The organism is Streptomyces sp. NPDC050546 (assembly GCF_044457425.1).
GTDB lineage: Bacteria > Actinomycetota > Actinomycetes > Streptomycetales > Streptomycetaceae > Streptomyces.
The window spans coordinates 262,808-288,432 of sequence record NZ_JBITGX010000011.1 but is presented as its reverse complement, the minus strand read 5'-3'; the positions used below and the strand labels follow the sequence as shown (position 1 = coordinate 288,432).

The window sequence follows — 25,625 nt, the reverse complement described above, 5'->3', positions numbered from 1 at the left end:
ACGGATACTCGCGGGCCCTGGTTCCCGCGCCCCCTTACCCTGGAAGGGTTATGACTGAAACCCCGCAGCGCTCCCGCCCGCTCCGCGTCCTGGCCGCCATGTCCGGCGGAGTCGACTCCGCCGTCGCCGCCGCCCGCGCGGCCGAGGCCGGCCACGACGTGACCGGTGTCCACCTCGCGCTCTCCGCCAACCCCCAATCCTTCCGGACCGGCGCGCGCGGCTGCTGCACCATCGAGGACTCGCGCGACGCCCGCCGCGCCGCGGACGTCATCGGCATCCCGTTCTACGTGTGGGACCTCGCCGACCGCTTCCGCGAGGACGTGGTCGAGGACTTCGTCGCCGAGTACGAGGCCGGCCGCACCCCCAACCCCTGCCTGCGCTGCAACGAGAAGATCAAGTTCGCCGCCCTCCTCGACAAGGCGCTCGCCCTGGGCTTCGACGCGGTGTGCACCGGCCACTACGCGCAGGTGATCGTGCGCGAGGACGGCACCCGTGAGCTGCACCGCGCCTCCGACATGGCCAAGGACCAGTCGTACGTCCTGGGCGTGCTGGACGACAGGCAGCTCGCCCACGCGCTGTTCCCCCTGGGCGACACGGTCACCACGAAGGACGAGATCCGCGCGGAGGCCGAGCGCCGGGACCTGGCGGTGGCCAAGAAGCCCGACTCGCACGACATCTGCTTCATCGCCGACGGCGACACCCAGGGCTTCCTCGCCAACCGGCTCGGCCGCTCCGAGGGCGACATCGTCGACGAGTCCGGCAACCGGATCGGCACGCACGAGGGTGCCTACGGCTTCACCATCGGCCAGCGCAAGGGCCTGCGCATCGGCACCCCGGCCCCCGACGGCAAGCCGCGCTACGTCCTCGACATCTCCCCGGTGGACAACACCGTCACGGTCGGCCCGGCCGCCGCGCTGGACGTCAGCGCCCTGACCGCGATCAAGCCGCGCTGGTGCGGTGCCGCCCCCACCGGCCCCGGCACCTACACGGCCCAGCTCCGCGCCCACGGCGGCGAGACCGAGGTGCGTGCCGAACTCGTCGACGGCTCCCTGGAGGTCACCTTCACCGAGCCGGTCCGCGGCGTCGCCCCCGGCCAGGCGATCGTGCTGTACGACGGCACACGCGTGGTGGGATCGGCGACGATCGCCTCGACGACCCGGGCGACGGCGGGCGTGGCCTAGGCCGGTCCCGCAGAGTCCCGCCCGCCCCGCGACGCCTGGCACGCTCCCCCCACTGCCTCAAGGGCGTGGGAGGTGCCCGCTGCCTCAGGGGCGTGGGAGGTGCCCGGAGGTGCCCCCGACTCGCCGCACGCCGTCCGGGCGGACGACGGGACTTTGCGGACACGGCCTGGCCGGGCCCTCAGCCCTGCAGGAAGAACTCCGTCAGCACCGGCGCCAGCACATTCGGCTCGACCATGTGCGTCTGGCCCTGGAGCGTGCGGTACGCGCCCGTGGGCACCGAGTCGGCGATCGCCCGGGCCGCCTCGCGCAGCCAGGCGGGGCTCGCGTCGCCCGCGACCGCCAGCACGGGGACGCCCACCGCGGCCAGCCGGTCGCGGGGCACCCGGCCGTCGCGCATGACGGCGTCGTCGTAGGCGAGGCTCGCGGCGATCGACTCCATGCCCGCCCACATGGGGGACTGGCGAGCCCCCTGGATCACCCCCTCGGCCAGGCCGGCCAGCCGCAGGAACAGCTCGACCGCGTCCCCGCGACGCCCCTCGCCGAGCGCCTCCGTCAACCGCCCGGTGTACTCCGCGCGCTCCTCGGCGCCCTCCTCGGACATCGCGAACGGCGTCTCGTACACCGCGACGCGGCGCACCGGCAGTCCGCTCGCCGCCGCCTCCAGGGCCAGCGCCCCGCCCGACGAGATGCCGTACAGGAGCGCCTCGCCGCCCACCGCCTCGATGACCGCCGCCAGGTCCTCGAGCTCACGCTCCACGGCGTACGGCGCGGTGTCCCCGCTGGCACCGCGGCCCCGGCGGTCGTACACGACGGCCTGGAAACGCTCCGAGAGCGACACGGCCAGCGGCGCCAGGGTGCCGCCCGTCGACATCGCGCCGCTCACCAGGACGACCGCGGGGCCCTGTCCGGTGCCCTCGTAGGCGATGCGGGTGCCGTCGCGCGAAAGGATCTTCTTGTCCATGCTCATGCAGACTGCCGCACGGCAGGGTGTTCATCGGTGAGGCGGGCCGTGCGTCAGCCGATCACATCACTTCGACCTCGTAGAAGCACAGGTGGTCCTTGATCTCCGCGACGTCCGGCTTGGGGTCCGGATACGCCCACACGAGGTCCGCCGCGTCCGGCAGCGACCAGTAGGAGGCGTCGCCCTTGAAGGGGCAGTGTGTCCGGGTGCCGGACGGGGTGAGCAGGTCCAGGCGTACGTCCTCGGACGGGATGTAGTACCGCTCGGGACAGCCCGTCTCGCGCAGGACCAGCGACCGGTCGCTCTCCGCCAGGATCTGTTCGCCGTGCACCACGCGCACGTGCCGCCCGCTCGGTTCGACGGTGATGCGATGCCCTCTGGTCACGATCGCCCTCCTTGGGTAGCCGAGTCCTTCGATACAGCGCACGCTGTAGCGGAGTTCTTCCCTCGCCGCAGGAGGCCCCCATGCGAGCAGCAGAACCGGCCGGAGACCGCAGCACCCTGGCCCACCAGGTCAGGTACGCACTGCGCCACCCGGGGCGGGTACCGGCGCACGCCCGGCGCGCGGCACGGGACGCCTGGCTGCGGCTGCGGTACCGCGACCACATCTCCTACTACCGCGCCGTCATGGCCTCCGACGCGGCCCGCAGCGCGGAGGCGGCGGTCGGGCACAACCCCTCCCGCGAGGCGTGGCAGCGGATCGGGCGCATGCAGTTCGACTACCTGGTGGGGCACGGCCTCCGGCCGGAGCATCGGATGCTGGAGATCGGCTGCGGCAATCTGCGCGCCGGGCGCCTGTTCATCGACCATCTCGACGCCGGGCACTACTACGGCATCGACATCTCGCCGCACATCCTGCTCGCCGCCCAGGACACCCTGGTGTCCGAGGGCCTCCAGTCCAAAATGCCCTACCTGGCGCTCGCCGACGACCTCACCTTCGCCTTCCTGCCCGACGCGCACTTCGACGTCGTGCACGCGCACAGCGTCTTCTCGCACTCTCCGCCGCACGTCATAGAGGAGTGCTTCGCCCACGTCGGCCGGATCCTCGCGCCCGGCGGCTTCTTCGACTTCACGTTCGACCGCACCGAGGGCGAGGAGCACCAGGTGCTCCACGAGGACTTCTACTACCGGACCCGGACCCTGACCGAACTCGCCGCGAAGCACGGCCTGAACGCCCGGTTCATGGACGACTGGGAGGAACTCCCGCACCGGCAGTCCAAAATGCGGGTCACCACGGCGCCCGACCGTGCCCGTACGGTGGGCTCATGAACATCTGTGTCTTCCTCTCCGCCGCAGACCTCGACGAGCGCTACACCCGGCCCGCGAGGGAGTTCGCCACCCTGCTGGGCAAGGGCGGACACACCCTTGTGTGGGGCGGCTCGGACGTCGGCCTCATGAAGGTGGTCGCCGACGGGGTGCAGGAGGCGGGCGGCCGGCTCACCGGCGTCTCCGTGAAATTCCTCTCGGCGAAGGCCCGCCCGGGCGTCGACGAGATGGTCGTCGCCGAGGACCTCGCCGAGCGCAAGAGGCTCCTCCTGGAGAAGGCCGATGCCGTGGTCATCATGGTGGGCGGCACGGGCACCCTCGACGAGGCGACCGAGATCCTGGAACTGAAGAAGCACGGCCACACGGACAAGCCCGTCGTCCTGCTCAACACCGCGGGCTTCTACGACGGTCTGAAGGAGCAGTTCCGCCGCATGGAGGACGAGGGCTTCCTGCCCCGCCCGCTCACCGACCTGGTGTTCTTCGCGGAGGAGCCGGTGGGGGCGCTGGCATACCTGGAGGAGAGCCGCGGCATCGAGTGACCGCTGCCCCTGACGCTGATGCGAGCATGGCGGGCATGGCTACTCATGTGATCACCGGAGCGGGCTCCGGCATCGGCGCGGCCGTGGCCCGCCGTCTGCACGCGCGCGGGGACGAGCTCGTGCTGCACGCGCGCGACGCGGGCCGCGCGAAGGAGCTGGTCGCCGAGTTCCCGGGGGCGCGGACCCTCGTCGGCGACCTGGCCGACCCCGACAAGCTCTCCTGGGCCTTCTCCCACCAGTCGCTGCCCGACCGCGTGGACTCGCTGCTGCACATCGCCGGGGTCGTCGACCTCGGCCCGGTCGGCGAGCTCACCCCGAAGACCTGGCGCCACCAGCTCAACGTCAACCTCGTCGCCCCCGCCGAGCTGACCCGCCACTTCCTGCCCCAGCTGCGCCTCGCCCGCGGCCACGTGGTGTTCGTCAACTCCGGCGCCGGCCTCAACGCCCACGCCGGCTGGTCCGCGTACGCCGCCTCCAAGCACGGCCTGAAGGCCCTCGCCGACTCCCTGCGCCACGAGGAGCACGCGGCCGGCGTCCGCGTCACCTCGGTCTACCCCGGCCGCACGGCCAGCCCCATGCAGGCCAAGGTGCACCAGCAGGAGGGCAAGGAGTACGACGCCGCCAAGTGGATCGACCCGGAGTCCGTGGCCACGACGATCCTGACGGCGCTGGACCTGCCGAGGGACGCCGAGGTCAACGACCTGACGGTGCGACCGGGCCGCTGACCTCCTCGCCCCCGCCGCCCCTACCCGTCCCGTCCTTCTGGGGCTCCGCCCCAGACCCCGCTCCTCAAACGCCGGAGGGGCTGAGTTTTCAGCCCGTCCGGCGTTTGAGGACGAGGCCGTTCAGGCCGAAGCGGGGGCCCGGGGGCGGCAGCCCCCGGGGACGGGACGGGACGGGTAGGGGCGGCGGGGGCGGAAAACATAGGCTTCGGGGCGTGAACGCACATCCCACCTTCGCCCCCGCCACCGGCGTCGGATCCATGCCCGGCGGCGACGCCCGAGAAGCCGCCAAAACCGTCACCGGAACCTTCGAGGACTTCCCCTTCCTGCCCGAACTGCCCGCCCGGGGACCGGGAGCGGACATGATCGGGCGGACCGCCGGACTGCTCGTCGAGCTGTACGCACGCGTGGAGCCCAGCGGCTGGCGCCTCGGGGACCGCCCCGGCCGGGACACCAAACGGGCCCGCTCCTGGCTCGGCGAGGACCTCGACGCGCTGGAGGAGTTCACACAGGAGTACGAGGGGCCGCTGAAGGTCCAGGCCGTCGGGCCCTGGACCCTCGCCGCCAACCTGGAGCTGCGGGGCGGCGAAGTCGCCCTCTCCGACCCCGGAGCCTGCCGCGACCTCGCCGCCTCCCTCGCCGAGGGGCTGCGCCTGCATCTCGGGGAGGTGCGGCGGCGGATCCCCGGCGCGCAGCTCGTCCTCCAGCTCGACGAGCCCTCCCTCACGGCCGTGCTCCGCGGCCAGGTGAAGTCCGCCAGCGGCTACCGCACCCACCGGGCCGTCGACCGGCAGATCGTCGAGGCCACGCTCCGCGACACCGTCGGGGTGCACGCCGACGGCCCGGTCGTCGTCCACTCCTGCGCACCGGACGTCCCGTTCGCCCTGCTCCGCAGGGCGGGCGCGGCGGCCGTCTCCTTCGACTTCTCCCTGCTCACCGAGCGTGACGACGACGCGATCGGTGAGGCGGTGGAGGCCGGCACCCGGCTCTTCACCGGTGTCGTCCCGGGCACGGAGGGCCCATTGTCAGACCCTGCCGGTAGCGTCATGGGTGTCAGGACGCTGTGGCGCAGGCTGGGACTGTCACCGGGGCTTCTCGCGGAGGCGGTCACAGTCACCCCGGCGTGCGGACTCGCGGGGGCCTCCCCGGGGTACGCGCGCACGGCTCTCGCCCACTGCGTCCGGGCGGCGAGATCTCTCGCGGACAACCCAGAGTAACGGGAGGACGACACGGTGGCCGGGGACAAGCAAGCGGAGACGACGACGGTGCCCGCCGAGGCACGGGAGAAGCACGCGCGCCTCGCTGAGCAGATCGAGGAGCACCGCTTCCGGTACTACGTGAAGGACGCTCCCGTCGTCAGCGACGCGGAGTTCGACGAACTGCTGCGTTCCCTGGAGGCGCTGGAGGAGGAGCATCCGGAGCTGCGCACGCCGGACTCGCCGACCCAGAAGGTGTCCGGGTCGTACGAGACGGAGTTCACGGCCGTCGAGCACCGCCAGCGCATGCTCTCCCTCGACAACACGTTCAACGACGAGGAGATGGCCGCCTGGACGGAGCGCATCGCCCGCGAACTGGGCGAGCAGGACTACCACTTCCTGTGCGAGACGAAGGTCGACGGCCTCGCCGTGAACCTCACCTACGAGCACGGCCGTCTCACCCGCGCGGCGACCCGCGGCGACGGCCGCACCGGCGAGGACATCACACCGAACGTCCGGACGATCGCCGAGATCCCGGAACGCCTCAAGGGCGACTCCGTCCCCGACCTCGTGGAGATCCGCGGCGAGGTCTACTTCCCGATGGAGAAGTTCCAGGAGCTCAACGCCCGGCTGGTGGAGGCCGGCGACAAGCCCTTCGCCAACCCGCGCAACGCGGCGGCCGGTTCACTGCGCCAGAAGGACCCGCGCGTCACCGCCACCCGCCCCCTGCACATGGTGGTCCACGGCATCGGCGCCCTGGAGGGCTTCACCGGCCTGACCCGCCTCTCCCAGGCCTACGACCTGCTGAAGACCTGGGGCCTGCCCGTTTCCGGCCACAACCGGGTGGTCGACGGCCTGGACGGCATCAGGGAGTTCATCGCGTACTTCGGCGAGAACCGCCACTCCGTGGAGTGGGAGATCGACGGCGTCGTCGTCAAGCTCGACCAGATCCCGCTCCAGGGCCGCCTCGGCTCCACCTCGCGCGCGCCGCGCTGGGCCATCGCGTACAAGTACGCGCCGGAGGAGGTCAACACCAAGCTCGTCAACATCCGCGTGGGCGTGGGCCGCACGGGCCGGGTCACGCCGTACGCCCAGGTCGAGCCGGTCACGGTCGCGGGCTCCGAGGTCGAGTTCGCCACGCTGCACAACCAGGACGTCGTCAAGGCCAAGGGCGTCCTCATCGGCGACACCGTGGTGCTGCGCAAGGCCGGTGACGTCATCCCCGAGATCCTCGGTCCGGTCGCCGACCTGCGCGACGGCAGCGAGCGCGAGTTCGTGATGCCGGGCGAGTGCCCCGAGTGCGGTACGGCGCTGCGGCCGATGAAGGAGGGCGACATCGACCTGCGCTGCCCGAACGCCCGCACCTGCCCGGCCCAGTTGCGCGAGCGCCTGTTCTATCTCGCCGGCCGCAAGGCGCTGGACATCGAGCACTTCGGCTATGTGGCGGCTGCGGCCCTCACCGCGCCGCTGGAGCCGAAGGACCCGCCCCTCGTCGACGAGGGCGACCTGTTCGACCTCACCATCGACCAGCTTCTCCCCATCAAGGCGTACGTCCTCGACTCGGACAGCGGCCTGCCCAAGCGCGACCCGAAGACCGGCGAGGAGAAGGTCGCCACGATCTTCGCGAACCAGGAGGGCAACCCCCGCAAGAACGCGCTCGCCATGCTGGAGAACATCGCGGCGGCCAAGCAGCGCCCGCTCGCCCGCATCCTCACCAGCCTGTCGATCCGTCACGTCGGACCCGTCGCGGCCGAGGCACTGGCCAGGGAATTCCGCTCGATCGAGCGCATCGACCAGGCCACGGAGGAGGAACTGGCGGTCACCGAGGGCGTCGGTCCGACCATCGCCGCCTCCCTCAAGCAGTGGTTCGCCGAGGACTGGCACCGCGAAATCATCCGTAAGTGGAAGGCCGCCGGCGTCCGCATGGAGGAGGAGAGCTCCGGCGAGGACGAGGGGCCGCGCCCGCTGGAAGGGCTCACCGTCGTCGTCACCGGCACCCTCGAACACTTCACGCGGGACGGCGCCAAGGAGGCGCTGCAGAGCCGCGGAGCGAAGGTGACCGGCTCGGTTTCGAAGAAGACGTCGTTCGTCGTGGTGGGTGACAGCCCCGGATCGAAGTACGACAAGGCGATGCAGCTGAAAGTGCCGGTCCTGAACGAGGAGGGTTTCGGCGTCCTGCTGGAGCAGGGACCGGACGCGGCGGCCGAAGTCGCGCTTTCGGCCGAGGAGTAGCGGTTGAAGGCCACCCGTTCAGCGCATATCAGATGCATACGGGTGGCCGGGGCGCATTCGGGCAACCGTCCGCGACCGCTGCCCGTGGAAGCCTTCTGCGGCCTACTGTTGAGATGTGCGCCTGCCGTGCCCAGCTGCGGTCGGGGCATCTTCGTGCTCGCACAGAGCGCGGGGAAGGGTTTTCCAACGCGGGCCGTTGAGGGTTGTCGGGCACCGGGCCGCGGGGCGTGGGCACCGCCGGCTGTGAGAGGGACGGGAATGGAACCGACCGAGAGCGCCGTGCCGGGCGCACGGCTGCGCCTGCGCCGCATGGCGGTCGCATGGCGTGCGGTCCGCGGGGTCGGACGGCCGGCGGTGCGTCCGGGTGCGGAGGTGCGCGCCGTCGGACAGTACACCGCGGACGGGCGGGGTGCCGGGGGACGCGCCGCTGCGGCCGGCCGCGGCGCCACGCAGCCGGCCACCGAGCACACCCCCGGACTGACCGGCGCGGACGCGGACGGCGAACGGCACCACTCCTGGCCCGCGCTGCCCGCCGCGGTCGTCGCGGCGGCCGGGTTCGTCCTGGGCGCCGGCTTCTACCGCGCCTTCACCGGCGGCCACGCGCTGTTCCCGTCCGGCACGCCCGGCTGGGCGCTGGCCGTGCTGACCGGCATCATCGTCGGCCACCTCGTCATGCTCGGCCGCTCCCGCTGGTGGGGCGGCACCGGCTCGGGCGCCGCCCTCACCCTCGCCGTGCTGCTGCTCTACGGCTGGGTACCGGCCGGCATGGTCAGCCTCACCGTCGTCGTGCTGGTCGGCGTGGCCCGCCGCAACCGCTGGCGCCAGGGCGTGCTGCACGGATCGGTCGACCTCCTCGGCATCGGCGCCGGCGCCCTGGTGCTCGCCGCGTTCGGAACCGTGCCGTCCGTCGAGTCGCCCGCGCAGCCCGCCGCCTGGACGCTCTCCACCGCACCTCAGGTGGCCCTGGTCGCCGCCGCCTACCTGATGGTCACCCGCGTCCTGCTCTGGTATCTGCACGCCCCGCGCCCAGGGCTGCCCACCGTCGCCCGCACCGCCCTGGTCAGACAAGGCCTGGTCGCGGTCGCGCTGCTGGGGATCGCACCGCTGGTCTGCGTGGTGGCCGTGGCCAAGCCGATCCTGCTGCCCCTGTTCTCCATCCCCCTCATCGCCCTGGACTCCACCCTGTGGATAGCCCGGGCGCGGGCCGAGGAGCAGCTGCGCGACCCGCTGACCGGGCTGCCCAACCGGCAGTGGCTGCTGGAGCGCATCTGGACCGCGCTGGACGACGCCGAGCGGATCGACGCCCGCGCCGCCCTGATGCTGATCGATCTCGACCGGTTCCGGTCGGTCAACGACACGCTGGGTCATCTCGCCGGTGACCGGCTGCTGCTGCAGATCGCCGACCGGCTGCGGGTGGCGCTGCCGCGCGGGGCGGAGGCCGCCCGGCTCGGCGGAGACGAGTTCGCCGTCTTACTGCCGGTCGCCGACTCCACGACGTCCGCGACCCAGGTCGCCCGGGGTCTGGTCACCGCGCTCAGCTCCCCCCTCGACCTGGACGGCCTCACCCTCGTCCTGGAGGCCAGCGCCGGAGTCGCCGTCTTCCCCGACCACGCCCTGGACGCCGAGGGGCTGCTGCGGCGGGCGGACGTGGCGATGTACCAGGCGAAGCGGGACCGTACGGGCGTGGAGGTCTACGAGTCCAAGCGCGACTCGAACACCCCCGACCGGCTCGGTCTGCTGGGCGATCTGCGCCGCGCCCTCGAAGCCAATGAAGTGCATCTGCACTACCAGCCGAAGGTCCGCTTCGACGGACAGGTCGTGGGCCTGGAGGCCCTGGTCCGCTGGGTGCACCCGGAGCGGGGCAAGGTGCCGCCGGACGAGTTCATAGCGATCGCCGAGTCCTCGGGCCTGATGCCCCACCTCACCGAGTACGTCCTGGAGGCCGCGCTCGCCCAGGTCGCGCGCTGGCGGTCCCAGGACCTGTTCGTACCCGTCGCGGTGAACGTCTCCCCGCGTGACGTGCACACTCCCGGTTTCGCCGGCTCCGTCGCCGCCCGGCTGGCCCGGCACGGCGTCCCCGCGGGAGCGCTCCAACTGGAGATAACGGAACACGTCCTCCTGGAGGACCCGCAGCGCGCCGCCGACACCCTCAACGCCCTGACCGGGCACGGCGTCAAGATGTCCCTGGACGACTTCGGCACGGGCTACTCCTCGCTCGTGCACCTGCGCCGGCTCCCGGTCAGCGAACTGAAGATCGACCGCTCGTTCGTGGCCCGGCTCGCGGTCGACACCGAGGACGCGGAGATCGTGCGCTGCACGGTCGACCTCGCGCACTCCCTCGGCCTGCTCGTCGTCGCCGAGGGCGTCGAGGACGACGAGACCTGGGAGCGCCTGCGCGACCTCGGCTGCGACGCCGTCCAGGGCTGGCTGGTCGCCGCCGCGATGCCCCCCGACGAGACCACGGCCTGGCTCCGCGCCCGGGGCTCCCGCGGCTGGCAGCGGCCCCGGGCAGCCCTCCCGGCGGCGACGGCGGACGACTCGGGCCGGGTCGGCTAGCCCTCGCGCGACAGGGCCCGGCAAACCGTTTCACGGGCATGGCCTCCCGCCCCATAGGATTAGGCCAAACCACATTCACTCACCCCAGAGGATCGCTGCATGCCTGGCATCACGCGCGAGGAGGTCGCCCACCTCGCCCGGCTGGCGCGTCTGGAGCTGAAGCCCGAAGAGCTCGAACACTTCGCGGGACAGCTGGACGACATCATCGGCGCGGTCGCCCGCGTCAGCGAGGTCGCCGACCAAGACGTACCGCCGACCTCGCACCCGCTCCCGCTGACGAACGTCATGCGCGTGGACGAGGTCCGTCCGTCGCTCACCCCCGAGCAGGCGCTCTCCGGCGCCCCGGCCCAGGAGCAGCAGCGTTTCAAGGTGCCGCAGATCCTGGGGGAGGACTAATCGCCATGACGGACATCATCAAGCTCACGGCCGCCGAGACCGCCGCGAAGATCGCCTCCGGCGAACTCACGGCCGTCCAGGTCACCGAGGCCCACCTCGCCCGCATCGAGGCCGTCGACGAGAAGGTGCACGCCTTCCTGCACGTCGACCGCGAGGGCGCCCTCGCCCAGGCCCGTGCCGTCGACGAGAAGCGCGCCAAGGGGGAGAAGCTCGGTCCGCTGGCTGGCGTTCCCCTGGCGCTCAAGGACATCTTCACGACCGAGGGGATCCCGACCACCGTCGGCTCGAAGATCCTCGAGGGCTGGATCCCGCCGTACGACGCGACGCTCACCCAGCGCCTGAAGGCCGCCGACGTCGTCATCCTCGGCAAGACCAACATGGACGAGTTCGCCATGGGGTCCTCCACCGAGAACAGCGCCTACGGCCCGACCGGCAACCCCTGGGACCTCACCAAGATCCCCGGCGGCTCCGGTGGCGGCTCCTCCGCCGCGCTGGCCGCGCACATGGCCCCGCTCGCCATCGGCACCGACACCGGCGGCTCCATCCGCCAGCCGGCCTCCGTCACCGGCACGGTCGGTGTGAAGCCGACGTACGGCGCGGTCTCGCGCTACGGCATGGTCGCCTTCTCGTCCTCCCTCGACCAGGGCGGCCCCTGCGCCCGCACGGTCCTGGACGCGGCCCTGCTGCACGAGGTCATCGCCGGACACGACCCGCTCGACTCGACCTCCATCGACGAGCCCGTCCCGGCGGTCGTCGAGGCCGCCCGCAACGGCAGCGTCGAGGGCATGCGTGTCGGCGTCGTCAAGCAGTTCCGCGGCGAGGGCTACCAGGCCGGCGTCATCCAGCGGTTCGACGAGTCCGTCGCGCTGCTGAAGGAGCTGGGCGCCGAGATCGTCGAGCTGGACTGCCCGTCCTTCGACCTCGCGCTGTCGGCGTACTACCTGATCGCGCCGTCCGAGTGCTCCTCCAACCTCGCTCGCTTCGACGGCCTGCGCTACGGCCTGCGGACCGGCGACGACGGCACGAACTCCGCCGAGGCGGTCACGTCGATCACCCGTGAGGCGGGCTTCGGCCCCGAGGTGAAGCGCCGCATCATGCTCGGCACGTACGCCCTGTCGAGCGGTTACTACGACGCCTACTACGGCAGCGCCCAGAAGGTCCGCACGCTGATCAAGCAGGACTTCGACAAGGCGTTCGAGCAGGTCGACGTCATCGTCTCGCCGACGACCCCGACCACCGCCTTCGCGATCGGCGAGCGCGCCGACGACCCGATGGCGATGTACCTCGCCGACCTGTGCACCATCCCGACCAACCTGGCGGGCAACGCGGCCATGTCGCTGCCGTGCGGTCTCGCCCCGGAGGACAACCTCCCGGTCGGCCTGCAGATCATCGCCCCCGTCATGAAGGACGACCGCCTTTACAAGGTGGGAGCCGCCGTCGAGGCCGCCTTCGTGGAAAAGTGGGGCCATCCGCTGATCGAGGAGGCTCCGTCGCTGTGAGTGCACTGACCAAGGCCAAGGGCTTCAAGAAGTCCAAGTCCGGCACGTACCTGTCCATGGCCGGGACCGCGTTCGGCGCGATCGGCGTCGCCAAGCGGCTGAAGAAGGCCCGCGCCGAGCAGGACACGCTGGTCCTGATCGACGCCACCGTGTCCGCCGTCGCCATCGTCACCGGCCTCGCCATCCTCTACCGCGAGCTGAAGCGGCTGGGCGACGACGACGTCCTGCTGGGCTGAGAGGGAAGTTTCACCGTGACCACCACGACCGACCTGGCGTCGTACGAGGAAGCACTCGCGTCGTACGACCCCGTCATGGGCCTCGAGGTCCATGTCGAACTCGGCACCAAGACCAAGATGTTCTGCGGCTGTTCGACCGCGCTCGGCCAGGACGCCAACACGCAGACCTGCCCCGTCTGCCTCGGCATGCCCGGCGCGCTCCCGGTCGTCAACGCGACCGGCGTCGAGTCCGCGATCAAGATCGGCCTCGCGCTGAACTGCGAGATCGCCGAGTGGTGCCGTTTCGCCCGGAAGAACTACTTCTATCCGGACATGCCGAAGAACTTCCAGACCTCCCAGTACGACGAGCCGATCGCCTTCAACGGCTACCTCGACGTACAGCTGGAGGACGGCGAGACCTTCCGCGTGGAGATCGAGCGCGCCCACATGGAGGAGGACACCGGCAAGTCGACGCACGTCGGCGGCGCCACCGGCCGTATCCACGGCGCGTCCCACTCCCTGCTCGACTACAACCGCGCCGGTATCCCGCTCATCGAGATCGTCACCAAGCCGATCGAGGGCGCGGGCGAGCGTGCCCCCGAGGTCGCGCGGGCCTACGTCCGTGAGCTGCGCGAGCTCATCAAGGCGCTCGGCGTCTCCGAGGCCCGGATGGAGATGGGCCAGATGCGCTGCGACGTGAACCTGTCGCTGCGCCCGCACGGCCGGGAGAAGTTCGGCACCCGCTCGGAGACGAAGAACGTCAACTCCCTGCGGTCCGTGGAGCGCGCGGCCCGCTTCGAGATCCAGCGGCACGCGGCCGTGCTCTCCTCCGGCGGCACGATCATCCAGGAGACCCGGCACTTCCACGAGGACACGGGGTCGACGACCTCGGGCCGCGTGAAGGAGGAGGCCGAGGACTACCGGTACTTCCCGGAGCCCGACCTGGTGCCCGTGGCGCCGTCGCGCGAGTGGGTCGAGGAGCTGCGGGGCGCCCTGCCCGAGCTGCCCCTGGTCCGCCGCAGCCGGCTCCGTGAGGAGTGGGGCGTCTCGGCCGTCGACATGCAGGCGATCCTCAACGCCGGTGCGCTGGAGCCGATCGTCGCCACCATCGAGGCCGGGGCCGACGCCGCCTCCGCCCGCAAGTGGTGGATGGGCGAGCTGGCCCGCAGCGCCAACGAGTCGGGCAAGGCCCTCGACGAGCTGGCGATCACGCCGGAGCAGGTGGCCCGGGTCACCGAGCTGGTCAACAAGGGCGACCTGAACGACAAGCTGGCCCGGCAGGTCATCGAGGGCGTCCTCGCGGGCGAGGGCACCCCGGACGAGGTCGTCGACAAGCGCGGTCTGAAGGTCGTCTCCGACGAGGGCGCGCTGGGCACGGCCGTCGACGAGGCCATCGCCGGCAACCCGGGCGTCGCGGACAAGATCCGCGGCGGCAAGGTGGCCGCGGCCGGCGCCCTGGTCGGCGCGGTCATGAAGGCGACCCGGGGCCAGGCCGACGCGGCACGCGTCAAGGAGCTGATCCTGGAGAAGCTGGGCGTCAGCGAGGGCTGACCCCCGCGGACCCGACAGGGGGGATGCACCGGAAGACCCGGTGCATCCCCCCTGTGCGTGTCTCTACAGGCGGCGTCCCACGACCCGGACGAAGCCCAGATTCGCCCCCTGGTCGAGGCGCAGCATCTCGGCGCACCGGCCGGCCATCCGGATGTGCCACTCGTCGGTGTGCTCGTCGGCGATGACCTCGCACCAGCGCAGCCAGTCGCGCCAGCCGTCCTCGAGCCAGTCGGCCGTCTCGACCTCCACGGCCCCGCTGCGGGTCCAGTGGCGACGCCACCAGGCGGCGGTGTGGAAGCACCAGAAGTCGGGCTCCCAGAACGGCTTGAGGTGCTCCGGCGGCTCGACGCCGTCGATCTCCTCGCGCAGCGCCGGTACGACGACACCGATCCGCCCGCCGGGCTTCAGCAGTCGCGTCAGCTGGGGCAGGTACAGGTCGTTCGTGCCGAAGTACTGGTAGGCGTCGACGGAGACGATCGCGTCGAAGCCGCCCTCGCCGAACGGCAGGTCGTGCGCTTCGGCGTGCACGGGCAGCACGCGGTCGGCCACGCCGGCCTCGGCGATACGCCCGGCATTCTCGTCGGGCTTGATCCACAGGTCGGCGGCGGTGACCGACACGTCGTACTCCTTGGCGAGGAAGATCGACGTCATGGCGCGTCCGCAGCCCAGGTCGAGCACGCGGGAGCCGGGGCTCAGGGTGTCGAGCCCCAGGGCCGGGGCCAGCCACTCCAGCAGCCAGAGCGCGTGCGGGCCCATCTGGTTGTCGATGGTCCAGCGGGCGTCGTAGCGGTTGCTGCGCGGGTAGCCGGGGTGGCCGGTGCGGTCAGAGAGGGGGTCGTTCGAGGTCCGGGAAGTGATGTCCGACATCGGTGAACGGGCTCCTTGAGTCCTTGAGGAGGAAAGGGGATGCGTCGGAGCTCGGTCGGACCGTCAAACAATGCACCTGCTTCGGCCGGGCGGCGGGCTGCCGCGGGCGTTTCCTCGGACCGGCGGACGCTAACAGGGGGCCGTACGACCCCGCACCCGGTTTTCGTTCACGACGCGCTACCGTCTCGGCCATGAGTGGACGCGCTGATTCCGACACCGACGCAGAGATAGCGGACTCGGAGACGGCCGCCGTTCAGGAAGCCGACCAGGACGAGAAGCCGGACGACGAGCCGGACGACGACGCGGACGATCCGGACGACGACGCCGACGATGAGCCGGACGACGACGCCGACGACGATCCGGACGACGACGCCGATGGCGATCCGGACGACGACGATCCGGATGACGATGACGAGGACGCGCGGCGGGCTCGCTGGACCGCCGCCGGAACCGGTGTCCTGCTGACCCTCGCGGGCCTGGCCGCAGCGCTGCTCCGCCTCACCCGCCCCGCCGCCCCGGCGCTCGTCCCGGCGGCGTACGCCTGCGGGGCGGTCGTGTGCGCCGGCGCCGCCGTGCTGGGCTCCCGTGGACGCACCCGGCGGGCGCTGTGGCTGCTGATCGCGGGGACGATGGTGATGGCGCTGGGGGACCAGTTCGACTGATCACGGTCGTTGTGAATAAGCCCACGAAAGCGACAAACGATCTCACGCGCCTGTAAGAGTGGCTCCGCATTGCTCATGCGTTCTTTGCTGGATGTTCAGGTCATGGACGACCGCTCCCGGCCAAAGATCCACAAAAAGTCACCCTGGGAGCACGTTTCGTGGCAGCCCTAGCACGCTGGTGTGTCCAACGCCGTCTGGTCACCGTTCTGCTCTGGCTGCTGGCCTGCGCGGGGGTGGCCGCGGGCGCCGCCGTCGCCGGCTCCGCCTACTCGAACGACTACCAGGTCCCCGGCACCGAGTCGGGCCGCGCCACCGAGCTGCTGCACGAGGGCTTCCCGCAGCTCGGCGGCGACAGCGACACCGTCGTCTGGCACACCACGTCCGGCACCGTCCGCGCCGCCGACGTCGAGCAGACCATGACCCGCACCCTGGACCGGGTCGAGAATCTGCCCGGTGTGGCCTCCGTGACCAGCCCCTACGACGGGCCGGGCACGGGCCGGATCAGCGAGGACGCCCGTACGGCGTACGCCACGGTCACCTTCGACGACCGGGCGGAGGACATCGACCAGGGCGAGGCCAAGGCCGTCGTCGACACCGCGAAGAGCGCGGAGACCGACGGGCTCCAGGTGGAGCTGGGCGGCAGCGCCGTCGCCCTCACCCAGTCCTCCGGCGGGCACGTCGCCGAGATCGTCGGCGTGGTCGTCGCCGCGGTTGTGCTGTTCCTGGCCTTCGGCTCGCTCGCCGCCTCCCTGCTGCCCATCGCCACCGCCCTGGTCGGCGTCGGCACCGCCTACGCCGGGATCGTGCTGCTCGGGCACGCGATGACCGTCGCCGACTTCGCCCCCATGCTCGGCATGCTGATCGGGCTCGGCGTCGGCATCGACTACGCGCTGTTCATCGTGACGCGCCACCGGCGCGGGCTGAAACGCGGTCTCCCGGTCGCCGAGGCGGCCACGAACGCCGTCGCCACCACGGGACGGGCGGTCGTCTTCGCGGGTGCCACCGTTTGCATCGCCCTGCTCGGCATGCTGATCCTGCGGCTGAGCTTCCTCAACGGCGTCGCCATCGCGGCCAGCCTGACCGTGGTCCTCACCGTCGCGGCCTCCGTGACCCTGCTGCCCGCCCTGCTGTCTCTCATCGGCATGCGCGCGCTCAGCCGCCGCGAACGCCGCCGCCTGGCGGAGCACGGGCCCGAACCGGAGCTGCCCACCGGCTTCGCCGCCCGCTGGTCGGCGTTCGTGGAACGCCACCCCAAGGTGCTCGGCGCGGTCGCCCTGGTCGTCATGGCCGTCCTCGCGCTGCCCACGTTCTCCCTGCACCTGGGCACCTCCGACCAGGGCAACGACCCCAAGGCGGCCACCACCCGCCAGGCCTACGACCTCCTCGCCGACGGGTTCGGGCCCGGGGTGAACGGCCCGCTCACCCTCGTCACCAAGGTCGACGGAGGCGACGACAAGCTCGCCCTGGACAACCTCGACGGCACCCTCCGCGCCACCGACGGCGTCGCCTCGGTCACCCCCGTGACCTTCGACTCCGGCGGTCACACCGCGTACCTGACCGTCGTACCGGACTCCTCGCCGCAGTCGAAGCAGACCAGCGACCTCGTCGACCGGCTGCGCGGCGAGGTGCTGCCGCGCGCCGAGACGGGCACCTCGCTCGATGTGCAGGTCGGCGGCATGACGGCCGGCTACGACGACTTCGCCGACGTCATCGTCTCCAAGCTGCCCGTCTTCGTCGGGGTCGTGATCGGCCTGGGCTGTCTGCTGCTCCTGCTCGCCTTCCGGTCGATCGGCATCCCGCTCAAGGCCGCCGCGATGAACGTGGCCGCAGTGGCCTCCGCCTTCGGGGTGGTGGTCGCGATGTTCCAGTGGGGCTGGGGCAGCGAACTCCTCGGCCTCGGCAGCGCCGGCCCCATCGAGCCCTTCCTGCCGGTGATCATGGTGTCGGTGCTCTTCGGCCTCTCGATGGACTACCAGGTGTTCCTGGTCAGCCGGATGTACGAGGAGTGGCTGGAGACCGGCGACAACCGGCGAGCCGTGCGCGTCGGCCTCGCCGAGACCAGCCGGGTGATCAACTCGGCGGCGGTCATCATGATCTCCGTCTTCCTGGCCTTCGTCCTCAGCGGCGACCGGGTGATCGCCATGTTCGGCATCGCCCTGGCCGCCGCCGTCGCCCTGGACGCCTTCGTCCTGCGGACGCTCCTCGTCCCCGCCCTCATGCACATGCTCGGCGGCGCCAACTGGTGGCTGCCCCGCTGGCTCGACAAGCGCCTGCCGCGGATCAGCATCGAACCGCCCGAGGCCCGGGCCGCCCATGAGAGGCTGGCCGCCGCGACGGACGCCGAGGTTGCGGACGTCCTGGCGGAGGAGGAGCGGCAGCGGGATGTACGCGATATCCCTGGGTGACGACGCCCAGCTGAAACCCCTTGAGCCCTGGCACGCCGAGGAGTTCCTGGCACACCTGGAGCGGGGGCGGGAGTTCATCGGGCAGTACATCCCGTTCGGGACGACCGAGACGGACCCGGCCTCGGCCCGTGCGAAGCTCCAGCTGTACGCCGACATGCGCGCCGCCGACACGGGGTCGCTGCACGGCCTGTGGCTGGAGGGCGAGCTGGTGGGCGGCGTGCTGCTCCTGAACTTCGACGCGGCGACCGGCAACTGCGAGGTCGGCTGCTGGCTGGAGCCCGCCGGGACCGGGCGCGGCCTGGTCACCCGGGCGATGCGCGTCCTCATCGACTGGGCGGTCGAAGAGCGCGGCATTCACCGGATCGAGTGGGTCGCCGCCTCGGGAAATCAGCCGAGTCTGAACGTGGCCCAGCGCCTCGGCATGACCCGCGACGGTGTGCGACGCGAGGCGCACCCCTATCGTGGCGTACGGCACGATCTCGAAGTCTGGTCGGTGCTGGCACCCGAGTGGCGCGCCGCACGCGCGCGTGCCACTCACAACGATCATTAAGAGACTTCTCAGACAGCGACTTTACGGTGCGAGACATGGCAACGAACGCAGTGGACGAGACCAAGGCCACCGAGGCCACGACCGAGAAGGCGGTGGACACCACCGAGTCCGACGAGGCGACCCGGACCGAGACCGAGACCGATGCCCCGGCCGAGGCCGAGGTCGTCGAGACAGAGGTCACCGAGACCGTCGCCGAGACCAAGGAGGAGGCCCCCTCCGGCATCGGCCAGGGTGCCGCCGCCGTGGTCTCCGCCGCACTGGGCGTCGTCTCGCTCACCGGCAGCTGGGTCGGCACGATCGCCGCGGCGCGCCAGAACCTGGTCGGTCAGCTGGAGACCGCACAGGGGGCCGGCGTGGCCCAGCAGATCCAGGCGGTCTACGGCGACGCCTGGCAGGCCACCGCCCTGTGGGGCGGCCTGTTCGCCGTGGTCGCGCTGGTCGTCGGCGTCGTGACGCTGGCCAGGCCCGCGTTCGGCACGCCCGGCAGGATCCAGGCCCCCTGGATCAAGTCCGTCGCCTGGGCGGGCGTCGCGCTCGGTGTCATCGGCCTGTTCCTGGCCGTCCTCAAGTACACCGGCATCCTGCTCGGACTGCCCTCCGCAGGCTGAGTCACCGCAGGTCCTGAGGGGTCTTAGGAGTTCCGTAAGCACCTTACGGAGCCCCTGGGGCCCCTCAGCCGTGTCTAAGGCCCCGATCGCCGCCGAAGATGCGGAACTCTCCCGATGTGGCCGACCCGCCTGGGAGACGAGAGTGAAGCCATCACGGAGAACCCCTCCGTGACCGGCCTCTCACCTCTCACCTCTCACCAAGGACACGCCATGTTCGAGTACGAGCTCCAGCGACTGCGCACCGCCGACCTCATCCGCCGGGCCGACCACCAGCGCCTCGTCCGCGAGGCCACCCGCGCCCGCCGCACCGCCCGCCGCGCGGCGGCCGGGAACTCCGCCGAGCACGAAAGCCATACCCGGGGCTTGCGCCGAACCCGGTCCGCACGGGCCGCGTGAACGGCGGGACGGCACCGGTCGGAGCGGCGGCCGTCGATGTCCTGTCTGCTCAGCGGAAAACCGGTGCCGTCGTGTCAGACGCGCATGCGATGCTCGGAGCCGTGGAGACCAGGTCCGTCAGCCCCGTGTTCGTCGGCCGTGCCGAGGAGTTGGGCACGCTGCAGGACGCGCTCGCCCGCTCCCGGGAGGGCGAGCCGCAGGCCCTGCTCATCGGCGGGGAGGCCGGAGTCGGCAAGACCCGCCTGGTCGAGGAGTTCGCCGCCGCCGCCCGCCGCCGGGGAGCGGTCGTCGCACTGGGCGGCTGTGTGGAGATCGGCGCCGACGGACTGCCCTTCGCGCCGTTCTCCACCGCGCTGCGCGCCCTGCACCGCGAACTCCCCGGCGAGCTGGCCGCCGCGGCCGCCGGACAGGAGGAGGAGCTGGCCCGGCTGCTGCCCGAACTGGGCGAGTCGGGCACCGGACGGCACGACGAGGACGGCATGGCCCGCCTCTTCGAGCTCACCGCACGCCTGCTGGAGCGCGTCGCCGCCGATCACACGGTCGTCCTCGCACTGGAGGACCTGCACTGGGCCGACGCCTCCACCCGCCACCTGCTCACCTATCTCTTCCGCACCCTGCGCACCGGCCGCCTCGTCGTCCTCGCCACCTACCGCTCCGACGACATCCACCGCCGGCACCCACTCAGGCCCCTGCTCGCCGAACTCGACCGGCTCCGCACCGTCCGCCGCGTCGAACTCGCCCGCTTCAGCCGCGAGGAGGTGTGCCGCCAGGTCGCCGGCATCCTCGCCCACGAACCCGACCCGGACCGGATCGACGCGATCTTCGAACGTTCCGACGGCAACGCCTTCTTCGTCGAGGAACTCGCCGTCGCAGGCCACGAGGGCTGCCGCACGGGCCTGACCGACTCCCTGCGCGACCTGCTGCTCGTCCGCGTGGAAGGGCTGCCGGAGACCGCCCAGCAGGTCGCCCGGATCGTCGCCGAGGGCGGCTCCACCGTCGAGTACCGGCTGCTGGCCGCCGTCGCCCGGCTCCCCGAGGACGACCTCATCGAGGCGCTGCGGGCCGCCGTGAACGCCAGCATCCTCGCCCCCGCAACCGGCGGCGACGGCTACCGCTTCCGCCACTCCCTGGTCCGCGAGGCCGTCAGCGACGACCTCCTCCCCGGCGAACGCTCCCGCCTCAACCGCCGCTGTGCCGAAGCCCTGGAGACCGACCCGACCCTCGTCCCGGCCGACCAGCGCGCGGCCCGCCTGGCCAGCTACTGGTACCACGCCCACGACCCCGCCAAGGCCCTGCCCGCCGTCCTCGACGCCGCCGTCGAGGCCCGCCACCGCCACGCCTACTCCGAGCAACTGCGGCTGCTGGAACGGGCCATGGAACTGTGGGACGCCGCCCCCGAAGCCGTACGCCGCACCCTGCGCCCCGTCGACCACGCCGAGGTCTACCCGCCCTGCGGCTGCGACCCGGCCGCCACCGCGCTGCGCCACCTCGACCTGCTGGCCGAGGCCGCCGTGGCCGGACGGCTCTGCGGGGAGCGCGAACGCGCCCTGAAGATCACCAAGCGGGCGCTGCGCCTGCTGGACGACGAGGACGACCCCCTGCGTGCCGCCTGGTTCTGGATCCAGCGCTCCCGGCTGGTGCAGAGCCTCGCCCGCGGCGACGGCCGGCAGGAGATCGCCACCGCACAGGAGCTGGTCCGGGGGCTGCCGCCGTCCGAGGTGCATGCCGAGGTGTTCGCCACGGCCGCCCACTGGTCGATGCTCCACGAGCCCGGCCCGGAAGCACTGACGGCCGCCGAGCGGGCCGTCGAGTACGCGCGCATGGTGAGCGCCGAGGACATCGAGGCCAACGCCCGGCTCACCCTCGGCGGCCTCATGGTCGACGCCGGGCAGATCGAGGCCGGACTCACGCACATGTACGAGGTCAGGGACGAGGTGGTCGCCCGGAGCCTCGCGTCGATCGTGGGCCGCAGCCATGTGAACCTGCCGTCCGTCCTCGAAGGCGTCGGCCGTTCCGAGGAGTCCGTCGACATCCTGCGCGAGGGCCTGCGGCTCACCGGGGCGATGGGCCTGCGGGTCGCCGAGGCCTGGATCTGGAGCAACCTCGCGGAGTCGCTCATCTCGCTGGGCCGCTGGGACGAGGCCGTCGAAGCCGCCGGCAACGCCCAGCGGCGCGGGCAGACGGCCGGGCCGCACGGCTCCGGCGCCAACAGCCTGGCGTTCCTCGCGCTCGCCCGCGGCCGGCTCTCCGAGGCCGCCCGCCACCTCGCTGAGGGCCGCGCCGCCTACGGCCCGCTCGACCCCGTGCCGCAGCACGACCTCCCGGTCTCCTGCCTCACGATCGCCGTCGCCGTCGCCGAGGGCCGCCTCTCCGACGCCCGCGCCGAACTGGCGCGCACCCTGGGGTCCGGCTTCCCGCCCGGCACCCAGCGCTACGCCTGGCCGCTGCTGCTCGAAGCGGCCACCGCGGAGGCCGACGCCCGGGCCCTGCCCGCCGCGCGGGACGGCCGCGCGGAGGCCCTCGACGGCATCGCGGGGGCCGCAAAGCGCGTCACCACCAACGCCCCCGTCTGGCTCGCCCACGAGCGGTGGGTCCGCGCCGAACTCCACCGCGCCGAGGGCCGGAGCACCCCGGACACCTGGTCGGAGGTGGTCTCCGCCTTCGAACCCCTGGAGCGGCCCTACGACCTCGCCCGGGTCCGGTACCGCCTGGCCGAGTCCCTGCTGACGGACGGCGGCGAGGACGAGCGCGACCGCGCCACGGAACTGCTGCGCCTCGCCCACGCCGTCGCCCGCCACCTCGCCGCCGGGCCCCTGGCCGAGTCCGCCGCCGCGCTCGCCCAGCGCGCCCGCCTCCCGCTCACGTCCGTCCCGGAACCGGCTCTCGCCCCCGCCGACCCCGCCGAGGCCCTCGGTCTCACCAGCCGGGAACGGGACGTGCTGCGCCTGGTCGCCGTCGGCCACACCAACCGCCGGATAGCCGAGGAACTGTTCATCTCCCCGAAGACCGCGAGCGTCCACGTCTCCAACATCCTGGCGAAGCTCGGTGTCTCCGGGCGCGGCGAGGCGGCGGCGGTGGCGCACCGGCTGGGGCTCTTTCCGGCGGAATCCGTCCTGCCAGGTCCGGTGAGCTGAGGCATACGCTGTAAGGGACGTCGGGGGTGTCGCGGTTCAGGGAGGATCCGTGTTCAACGTGTTCGAGGAACTGTTCTCGCCCGGCCGCAAGCACACCCGTGACGAGCAGAACCGCCTGGAACTGACCCGCGAGGACACCGGGGACGGCGATCCCGGACGCGGCCCGATAGACCTGTCGTCCGGGAAGGTCGTCGTACGCCCGCCGCAGGAGCCGGAGAACACCGAGGAGTGAGCGGGCTACTTCACCCGCAGCTCCAGGATCCGGTCGTCCCCGTCCTTCGGGCTGCCCCGGCCGTCCGTGTTGCTGGTCACGAGCCACAACCGGTCGCCGCCCGCGGGGACCACCGTGCGCAGCCGGCCGTACTCGCCGTCCAGGAAGGCCTGCGGCTCGGCCGAGGCCTGCGTGCCGTCCAGCGGGACGCGCCACAGCCGCTTGCCGCGCAGACCCGCCATCCAGATCGACCCCTCGGCGTAGGCGATGCCGCTGGGGGACGCCTCGGCCGTGGTCCACTGGTCGATCGGGTTGTGGAAGTCCCCGTCGCCCGACCTGCCCTCGGCCTCCGGCCAGCCGTAGTTGTCGCCCGGCTTGATCGCGTTGAGCTCGTCCCAGGTGTCCTGGCCGAACTCCGAGGCGAAGAGCCGCTGCCTGGTGTCCCAGGCGAGGCCCTGCACATTGCGGTGGCCGTACGAGTACACCGGTGAGCCGGAGAACGGGTTGCCGGGCGCCGGCTCGCCCTCCGGGGTCAGACGAAGGATCTTGCCGCCCACGGAGTCCTTGTCCTGGGACAGGCCGGTGTCGCCGCTCTCGCCGGTGCCGGCGTAGAGCATCTTGTCGGGGCCGAACTCGATCCGGCCGCCGTTGTGGATGAAGCCCTTGGGGATGCCCTTGAAGACCGTGTCGGGAGCGCCCAGCTGCTCGCCGGAGGGCTTCTTCTCGTCGTACAGCATCCGGACGATCCGGTTGTCCGAGGCCGAGGTGAAGTATGCGTAGACCATGTGGTCCGAGGCGTAGTCGGGTGACAGCGCGATGCCCAGCAGGCCGCCCTCACCCGCGGCCGATACGCCCGGCACCTCGCCCAGCTCGGTCTTCTTCCCGGTCTTCTCGTCGACCCGGACGATCGTCCCGTCGTCCCGGGAGGAGACGAGCAGGCCGCCGCCCGGCAGGGGAGCGAGGCCCCAGGGGGAGTCCAGGCCCTCGGCGACGGTGCGCACCACCTGCACCGAGCCCTTGGCCGGAGGTGAGTCCTCGCCGGCCTTCCCCGGCGGCGCGGAGGACTGCGGTGCCGTACGGCTCGGGGAGGCGCCCTCGTCCGAGCCGGAAGATCCTCCGCCGTCGGAGGAGCAACCGGCCGTCAGCAGGAGCGCGGCGGCGGCCAACACGGCCGGCACGGCTCGACGTTGCACGATCATGGTCCCTTCGACGCGGCGGGGTTCTCCTTGTCATACACCGCTCGCGCCTCACAAGTTCCCGATCGCCGAACCCCGAACCGAGAACAGGGGGCCATGGGCGGGTTTGCGCCGAACACTCCGAACGGTCCGAACGCGCTGAACACTCCGAACGGTCCGAACGCGCTGCACGGCCCCAACGCTTCGAACGCCACGGCGCCAGGCCGAGGCTCAGTCCCACGACCCCTGGGCCCGGGGCAGGTCCGCCACTTCCCGCAGGTTGTCCGGCGTCAGGCGCAGGGTCGTCGCGGCCGCGTTCTCGGTGACCCAGCGCTCCTGCTTCGTGCCCGGGACCGGGACCACGTGCGGGCCCTGGGCGAGGACCCAGGCGAGGGCGACCTGGGCGGGGGTGATGTGCTCGCCGTGGCGGCGGGCCACGCGGCGCAGGCCCGCGACGATCGGCTGGTTCGCGGCCATCATCTCGCCCGTGAAACGGGGGTGCCGGGCGCGCAGGTCGTCCGCCTCGAAGCCCGCGCCGGTCCGCAGCCTGCCGGTCAGATAGCCGTTGCCCAGCGGCATCGCGGCGAGGAAGCCGACACCCCGGGTCTCGCACCACGGCAGCAGGGCCTCCAGCGCCTCGGGCGACCACACCGACAGTTCCGCCTCCACCGCGCTCACCGGGAAGACCTGCTGCACCCGCTCCAGCTGCCGTATCGTCGCGTCGTGCAGCCGGGCCCCGCCGCGCCGGCCGGCCCGCGCGCCGACCGCGCACAGGCCGAGCGCCCGCACCTTCCCGGCCTGGACGAGCTCCGCCATCGCGCCCCACGTCTCCTCGACGGGCACCTCCGGGTCGGCCCGGTGCAGCTGGTAGAGGTCTATGACGTCCGTCTGGAGCCGCCGCAGCGAGGCGTCGCAGGCACGTTTCACATACCCCGGGCGGCCGTTGGCGACGATGTGCTGGTCGCCCACGAGCAGACCGACCTTGGTCGACACGAACGCGTCGGGCCGGCGCTCCTTCAACGCCCGGCCCACCAGCAGTTCGTTGGTGAAGGGGCCGTACATGTCGGCCGTGTCCAGCAGGGACGCGCCCAGGTCGAGCGCCCGGTGCACCGCCCTGAGCGACTCGTCACCACGCTGTCGCGACGTGCTGTAAGCCCAGCTCATCGGCATGCACCCGAGTCCGACGGCCCCCACCGCGAGCGCCGCCGCGCCGATCGTCCTGCGCTCCACCTGGTCGTGACCCTCCCTGTTCCGGCCACCCCAACCTAACCTCTGCCGTCGCAGGCTCCTGACATAGCCTCCG

At 72.0% G+C, this 25,625-nt stretch carries 23 protein-coding genes; 18 read left to right on the top strand and 5 right to left on the bottom strand.

From position 1 onward, the window contains the following. Window positions 1-50: 50 nt before the first annotated feature. A complete protein-coding gene (gene mnmA / locus ACIBK5_RS27540) occupies window positions 51-1,181 on the top strand; it encodes a tRNA 2-thiouridine(34) synthase MnmA (protein ID WP_399023441.1) in 1,131 nt (376 codons plus the stop codon). Window positions 1,182-1,359: 178 nt separating this feature from the next. Here mnmA and ACIBK5_RS27535 read toward each other — a convergent pair whose 3' ends face one another. After that, window positions 1,360-2,142: an alpha/beta fold hydrolase gene (locus ACIBK5_RS27535; RefSeq protein ID WP_399023439.1), complete on the bottom strand. Its 783-nt coding sequence runs from the start codon at window positions 2,140-2,142 to the stop codon at window positions 1,360-1,362. Between the two features lie 61 nt (window positions 2,143-2,203). After that, window positions 2,204-2,527 carry a DUF427 domain-containing protein gene (locus tag ACIBK5_RS27530; RefSeq protein ID WP_399023438.1) on the bottom strand — a complete coding sequence of 108 codons (324 nt, stop codon included), beginning with the start codon at window positions 2,525-2,527 and terminating at the stop codon, window positions 2,204-2,206. Between the two features lie 80 nt (window positions 2,528-2,607). Between ACIBK5_RS27530 and ACIBK5_RS27525 the strand changes: the two genes are divergently transcribed. The 10 genes from ACIBK5_RS27525 (at window position 2,608) to gatB (ending at window position 14,314) form a co-directional block, all read left to right on the top strand. Then, window positions 2,608-3,411 carry a class I SAM-dependent methyltransferase gene (locus ACIBK5_RS27525; protein WP_399023435.1) on the top strand — a complete coding sequence of 268 codons (804 nt, stop codon included), beginning with the start codon at window positions 2,608-2,610 and terminating at the stop codon, window positions 3,409-3,411. Continuing rightward, entirely contained in the window at window positions 3,408-3,947 is a 540-nt protein-coding gene (locus ACIBK5_RS27520) for a TIGR00730 family Rossman fold protein (RefSeq protein ID WP_391102489.1), read from the top strand. The genes ACIBK5_RS27525 and ACIBK5_RS27520 overlap by 4 nt, the downstream gene beginning before the upstream one ends. A 26-nt stretch (window positions 3,948-3,973) precedes the next feature. Further along, window positions 3,974-4,672 (top strand): SDR family oxidoreductase, encoded by a 699-nt coding sequence (locus tag ACIBK5_RS27515; protein ID WP_399023433.1) that lies wholly within the window; start codon window positions 3,974-3,976, stop codon window positions 4,670-4,672. A gap of 257 nt (window positions 4,673-4,929) precedes the next feature. Further along, the gene (locus ACIBK5_RS27510) at window positions 4,930-5,886 is read left to right on the top strand and encodes a methionine synthase (RefSeq protein WP_399023560.1); all 957 of its coding nucleotides are present in this window, start codon (window positions 4,930-4,932) and stop codon (window positions 5,884-5,886) included. Between the two features lie 15 nt (window positions 5,887-5,901). Further along, window positions 5,902-8,097, top strand: coding sequence for an NAD-dependent DNA ligase LigA (gene ligA / locus ACIBK5_RS27505; protein ID WP_399023431.1), 2,196 nt, complete (start codon window positions 5,902-5,904; stop codon window positions 8,095-8,097). A gap of 258 nt (window positions 8,098-8,355) precedes the next feature. Then, on the top strand, window positions 8,356-10,653 hold the full coding sequence (locus ACIBK5_RS27500) for a putative bifunctional diguanylate cyclase/phosphodiesterase (RefSeq protein WP_399023430.1): 2,298 nt from the start codon (window positions 8,356-8,358) through the stop codon (window positions 10,651-10,653). A gap of 99 nt (window positions 10,654-10,752) precedes the next feature. Continuing rightward, window positions 10,753-11,049: an Asp-tRNA(Asn)/Glu-tRNA(Gln) amidotransferase subunit GatC gene (gene gatC, locus ACIBK5_RS27495; protein ID WP_031485327.1), complete on the top strand. Its 297-nt coding sequence runs from the start codon at window positions 10,753-10,755 to the stop codon at window positions 11,047-11,049. 5 nt (window positions 11,050-11,054) lie between these two features. Beyond that, window positions 11,055-12,548 (top strand): Asp-tRNA(Asn)/Glu-tRNA(Gln) amidotransferase subunit GatA, encoded by a 1,494-nt coding sequence (gene gatA / locus ACIBK5_RS27490; RefSeq protein WP_399023428.1) that lies wholly within the window; start codon window positions 11,055-11,057, stop codon window positions 12,546-12,548. After that, window positions 12,545-12,784 (top strand): hypothetical protein, encoded by a 240-nt coding sequence (locus ACIBK5_RS27485; protein ID WP_215118383.1) that lies wholly within the window; start codon window positions 12,545-12,547, stop codon window positions 12,782-12,784. Before gatA ends, ACIBK5_RS27485 begins: the two co-directional genes overlap by 4 nt. A gap of 15 nt (window positions 12,785-12,799) precedes the next feature. Then, window positions 12,800-14,314, top strand: a complete 1,515-nt coding sequence (gene gatB, locus ACIBK5_RS27480; RefSeq protein WP_399023426.1) for an Asp-tRNA(Asn)/Glu-tRNA(Gln) amidotransferase subunit GatB — start codon at window positions 12,800-12,802, stop codon at window positions 14,312-14,314. A gap of 63 nt (window positions 14,315-14,377) precedes the next feature. Here gatB and ACIBK5_RS27475 read toward each other — a convergent pair whose 3' ends face one another. Beyond that, entirely contained in the window at window positions 14,378-15,181 is an 804-nt protein-coding gene (locus ACIBK5_RS27475; RefSeq protein ID WP_399023424.1) for a methyltransferase domain-containing protein, read from the bottom strand. Window positions 15,182-15,372: 191 nt separating this feature from the next. Between ACIBK5_RS27475 and ACIBK5_RS27470 the strand changes: the two genes are divergently transcribed. The 7 genes from ACIBK5_RS27470 to ACIBK5_RS27440 all read left to right on the top strand — a co-directional run bounded on the left by ACIBK5_RS27470 (window position 15,373) and on the right by ACIBK5_RS27440 (window position 23,168). Further along, window positions 15,373-15,843 (top strand): hypothetical protein, encoded by a 471-nt coding sequence (locus ACIBK5_RS27470; RefSeq protein ID WP_399023422.1) that lies wholly within the window; start codon window positions 15,373-15,375, stop codon window positions 15,841-15,843. A 158-nt stretch (window positions 15,844-16,001) separates the two neighbouring features. Further along, complete coding sequence (locus tag ACIBK5_RS27465; RefSeq protein ID WP_399023421.1) at window positions 16,002-18,248, top strand: MMPL family transporter; 2,247 nt, start codon at window positions 16,002-16,004, stop codon at window positions 18,246-18,248. After that, on the top strand, window positions 18,226-18,798 hold the full coding sequence (locus ACIBK5_RS27460; protein ID WP_399023418.1) for a GNAT family N-acetyltransferase: 573 nt from the start codon (window positions 18,226-18,228) through the stop codon (window positions 18,796-18,798). The genes ACIBK5_RS27465 and ACIBK5_RS27460 overlap by 23 nt, the downstream gene beginning before the upstream one ends. Window positions 18,799-18,833: 35 nt before the next feature. Further along, window positions 18,834-19,406: a hypothetical protein gene (locus tag ACIBK5_RS27455; protein ID WP_399023416.1), complete on the top strand. Its 573-nt coding sequence runs from the start codon at window positions 18,834-18,836 to the stop codon at window positions 19,404-19,406. Window positions 19,407-19,616: 210 nt separating this feature from the next. After that, window positions 19,617-19,802, top strand: a complete 186-nt coding sequence (locus tag ACIBK5_RS27450; protein ID WP_399023414.1) for a hypothetical protein — start codon at window positions 19,617-19,619, stop codon at window positions 19,800-19,802. An 89-nt stretch (window positions 19,803-19,891) separates the two neighbouring features. Continuing rightward, complete coding sequence (locus ACIBK5_RS27445; protein WP_399023558.1) at window positions 19,892-22,936, top strand: AAA family ATPase; 3,045 nt, start codon at window positions 19,892-19,894, stop codon at window positions 22,934-22,936. A 49-nt stretch (window positions 22,937-22,985) separates the two neighbouring features. Then, the gene (locus ACIBK5_RS27440) at window positions 22,986-23,168 is read left to right on the top strand and encodes a DUF6191 domain-containing protein (protein WP_399023412.1); all 183 of its coding nucleotides are present in this window, start codon (window positions 22,986-22,988) and stop codon (window positions 23,166-23,168) included. A gap of 5 nt (window positions 23,169-23,173) precedes the next feature. Here the strand turns inward: ACIBK5_RS27440 and ACIBK5_RS27435 are convergent, their stop codons facing one another. Both ACIBK5_RS27435 and ACIBK5_RS27430 read right to left on the bottom strand, forming a co-directional pair. Beyond that, the gene (locus tag ACIBK5_RS27435) at window positions 23,174-24,346 is read right to left on the bottom strand and encodes a PQQ-dependent sugar dehydrogenase (RefSeq protein WP_399023410.1); all 1,173 of its coding nucleotides are present in this window, start codon (window positions 24,344-24,346) and stop codon (window positions 23,174-23,176) included. 207 nt (window positions 24,347-24,553) lie between these two features. Then, a complete protein-coding gene (locus ACIBK5_RS27430) occupies window positions 24,554-25,552 on the bottom strand; it encodes an aldo/keto reductase (protein ID WP_399023408.1) in 999 nt (332 codons plus the stop codon). Window positions 25,553-25,625 lie beyond the last annotated feature (73 nt).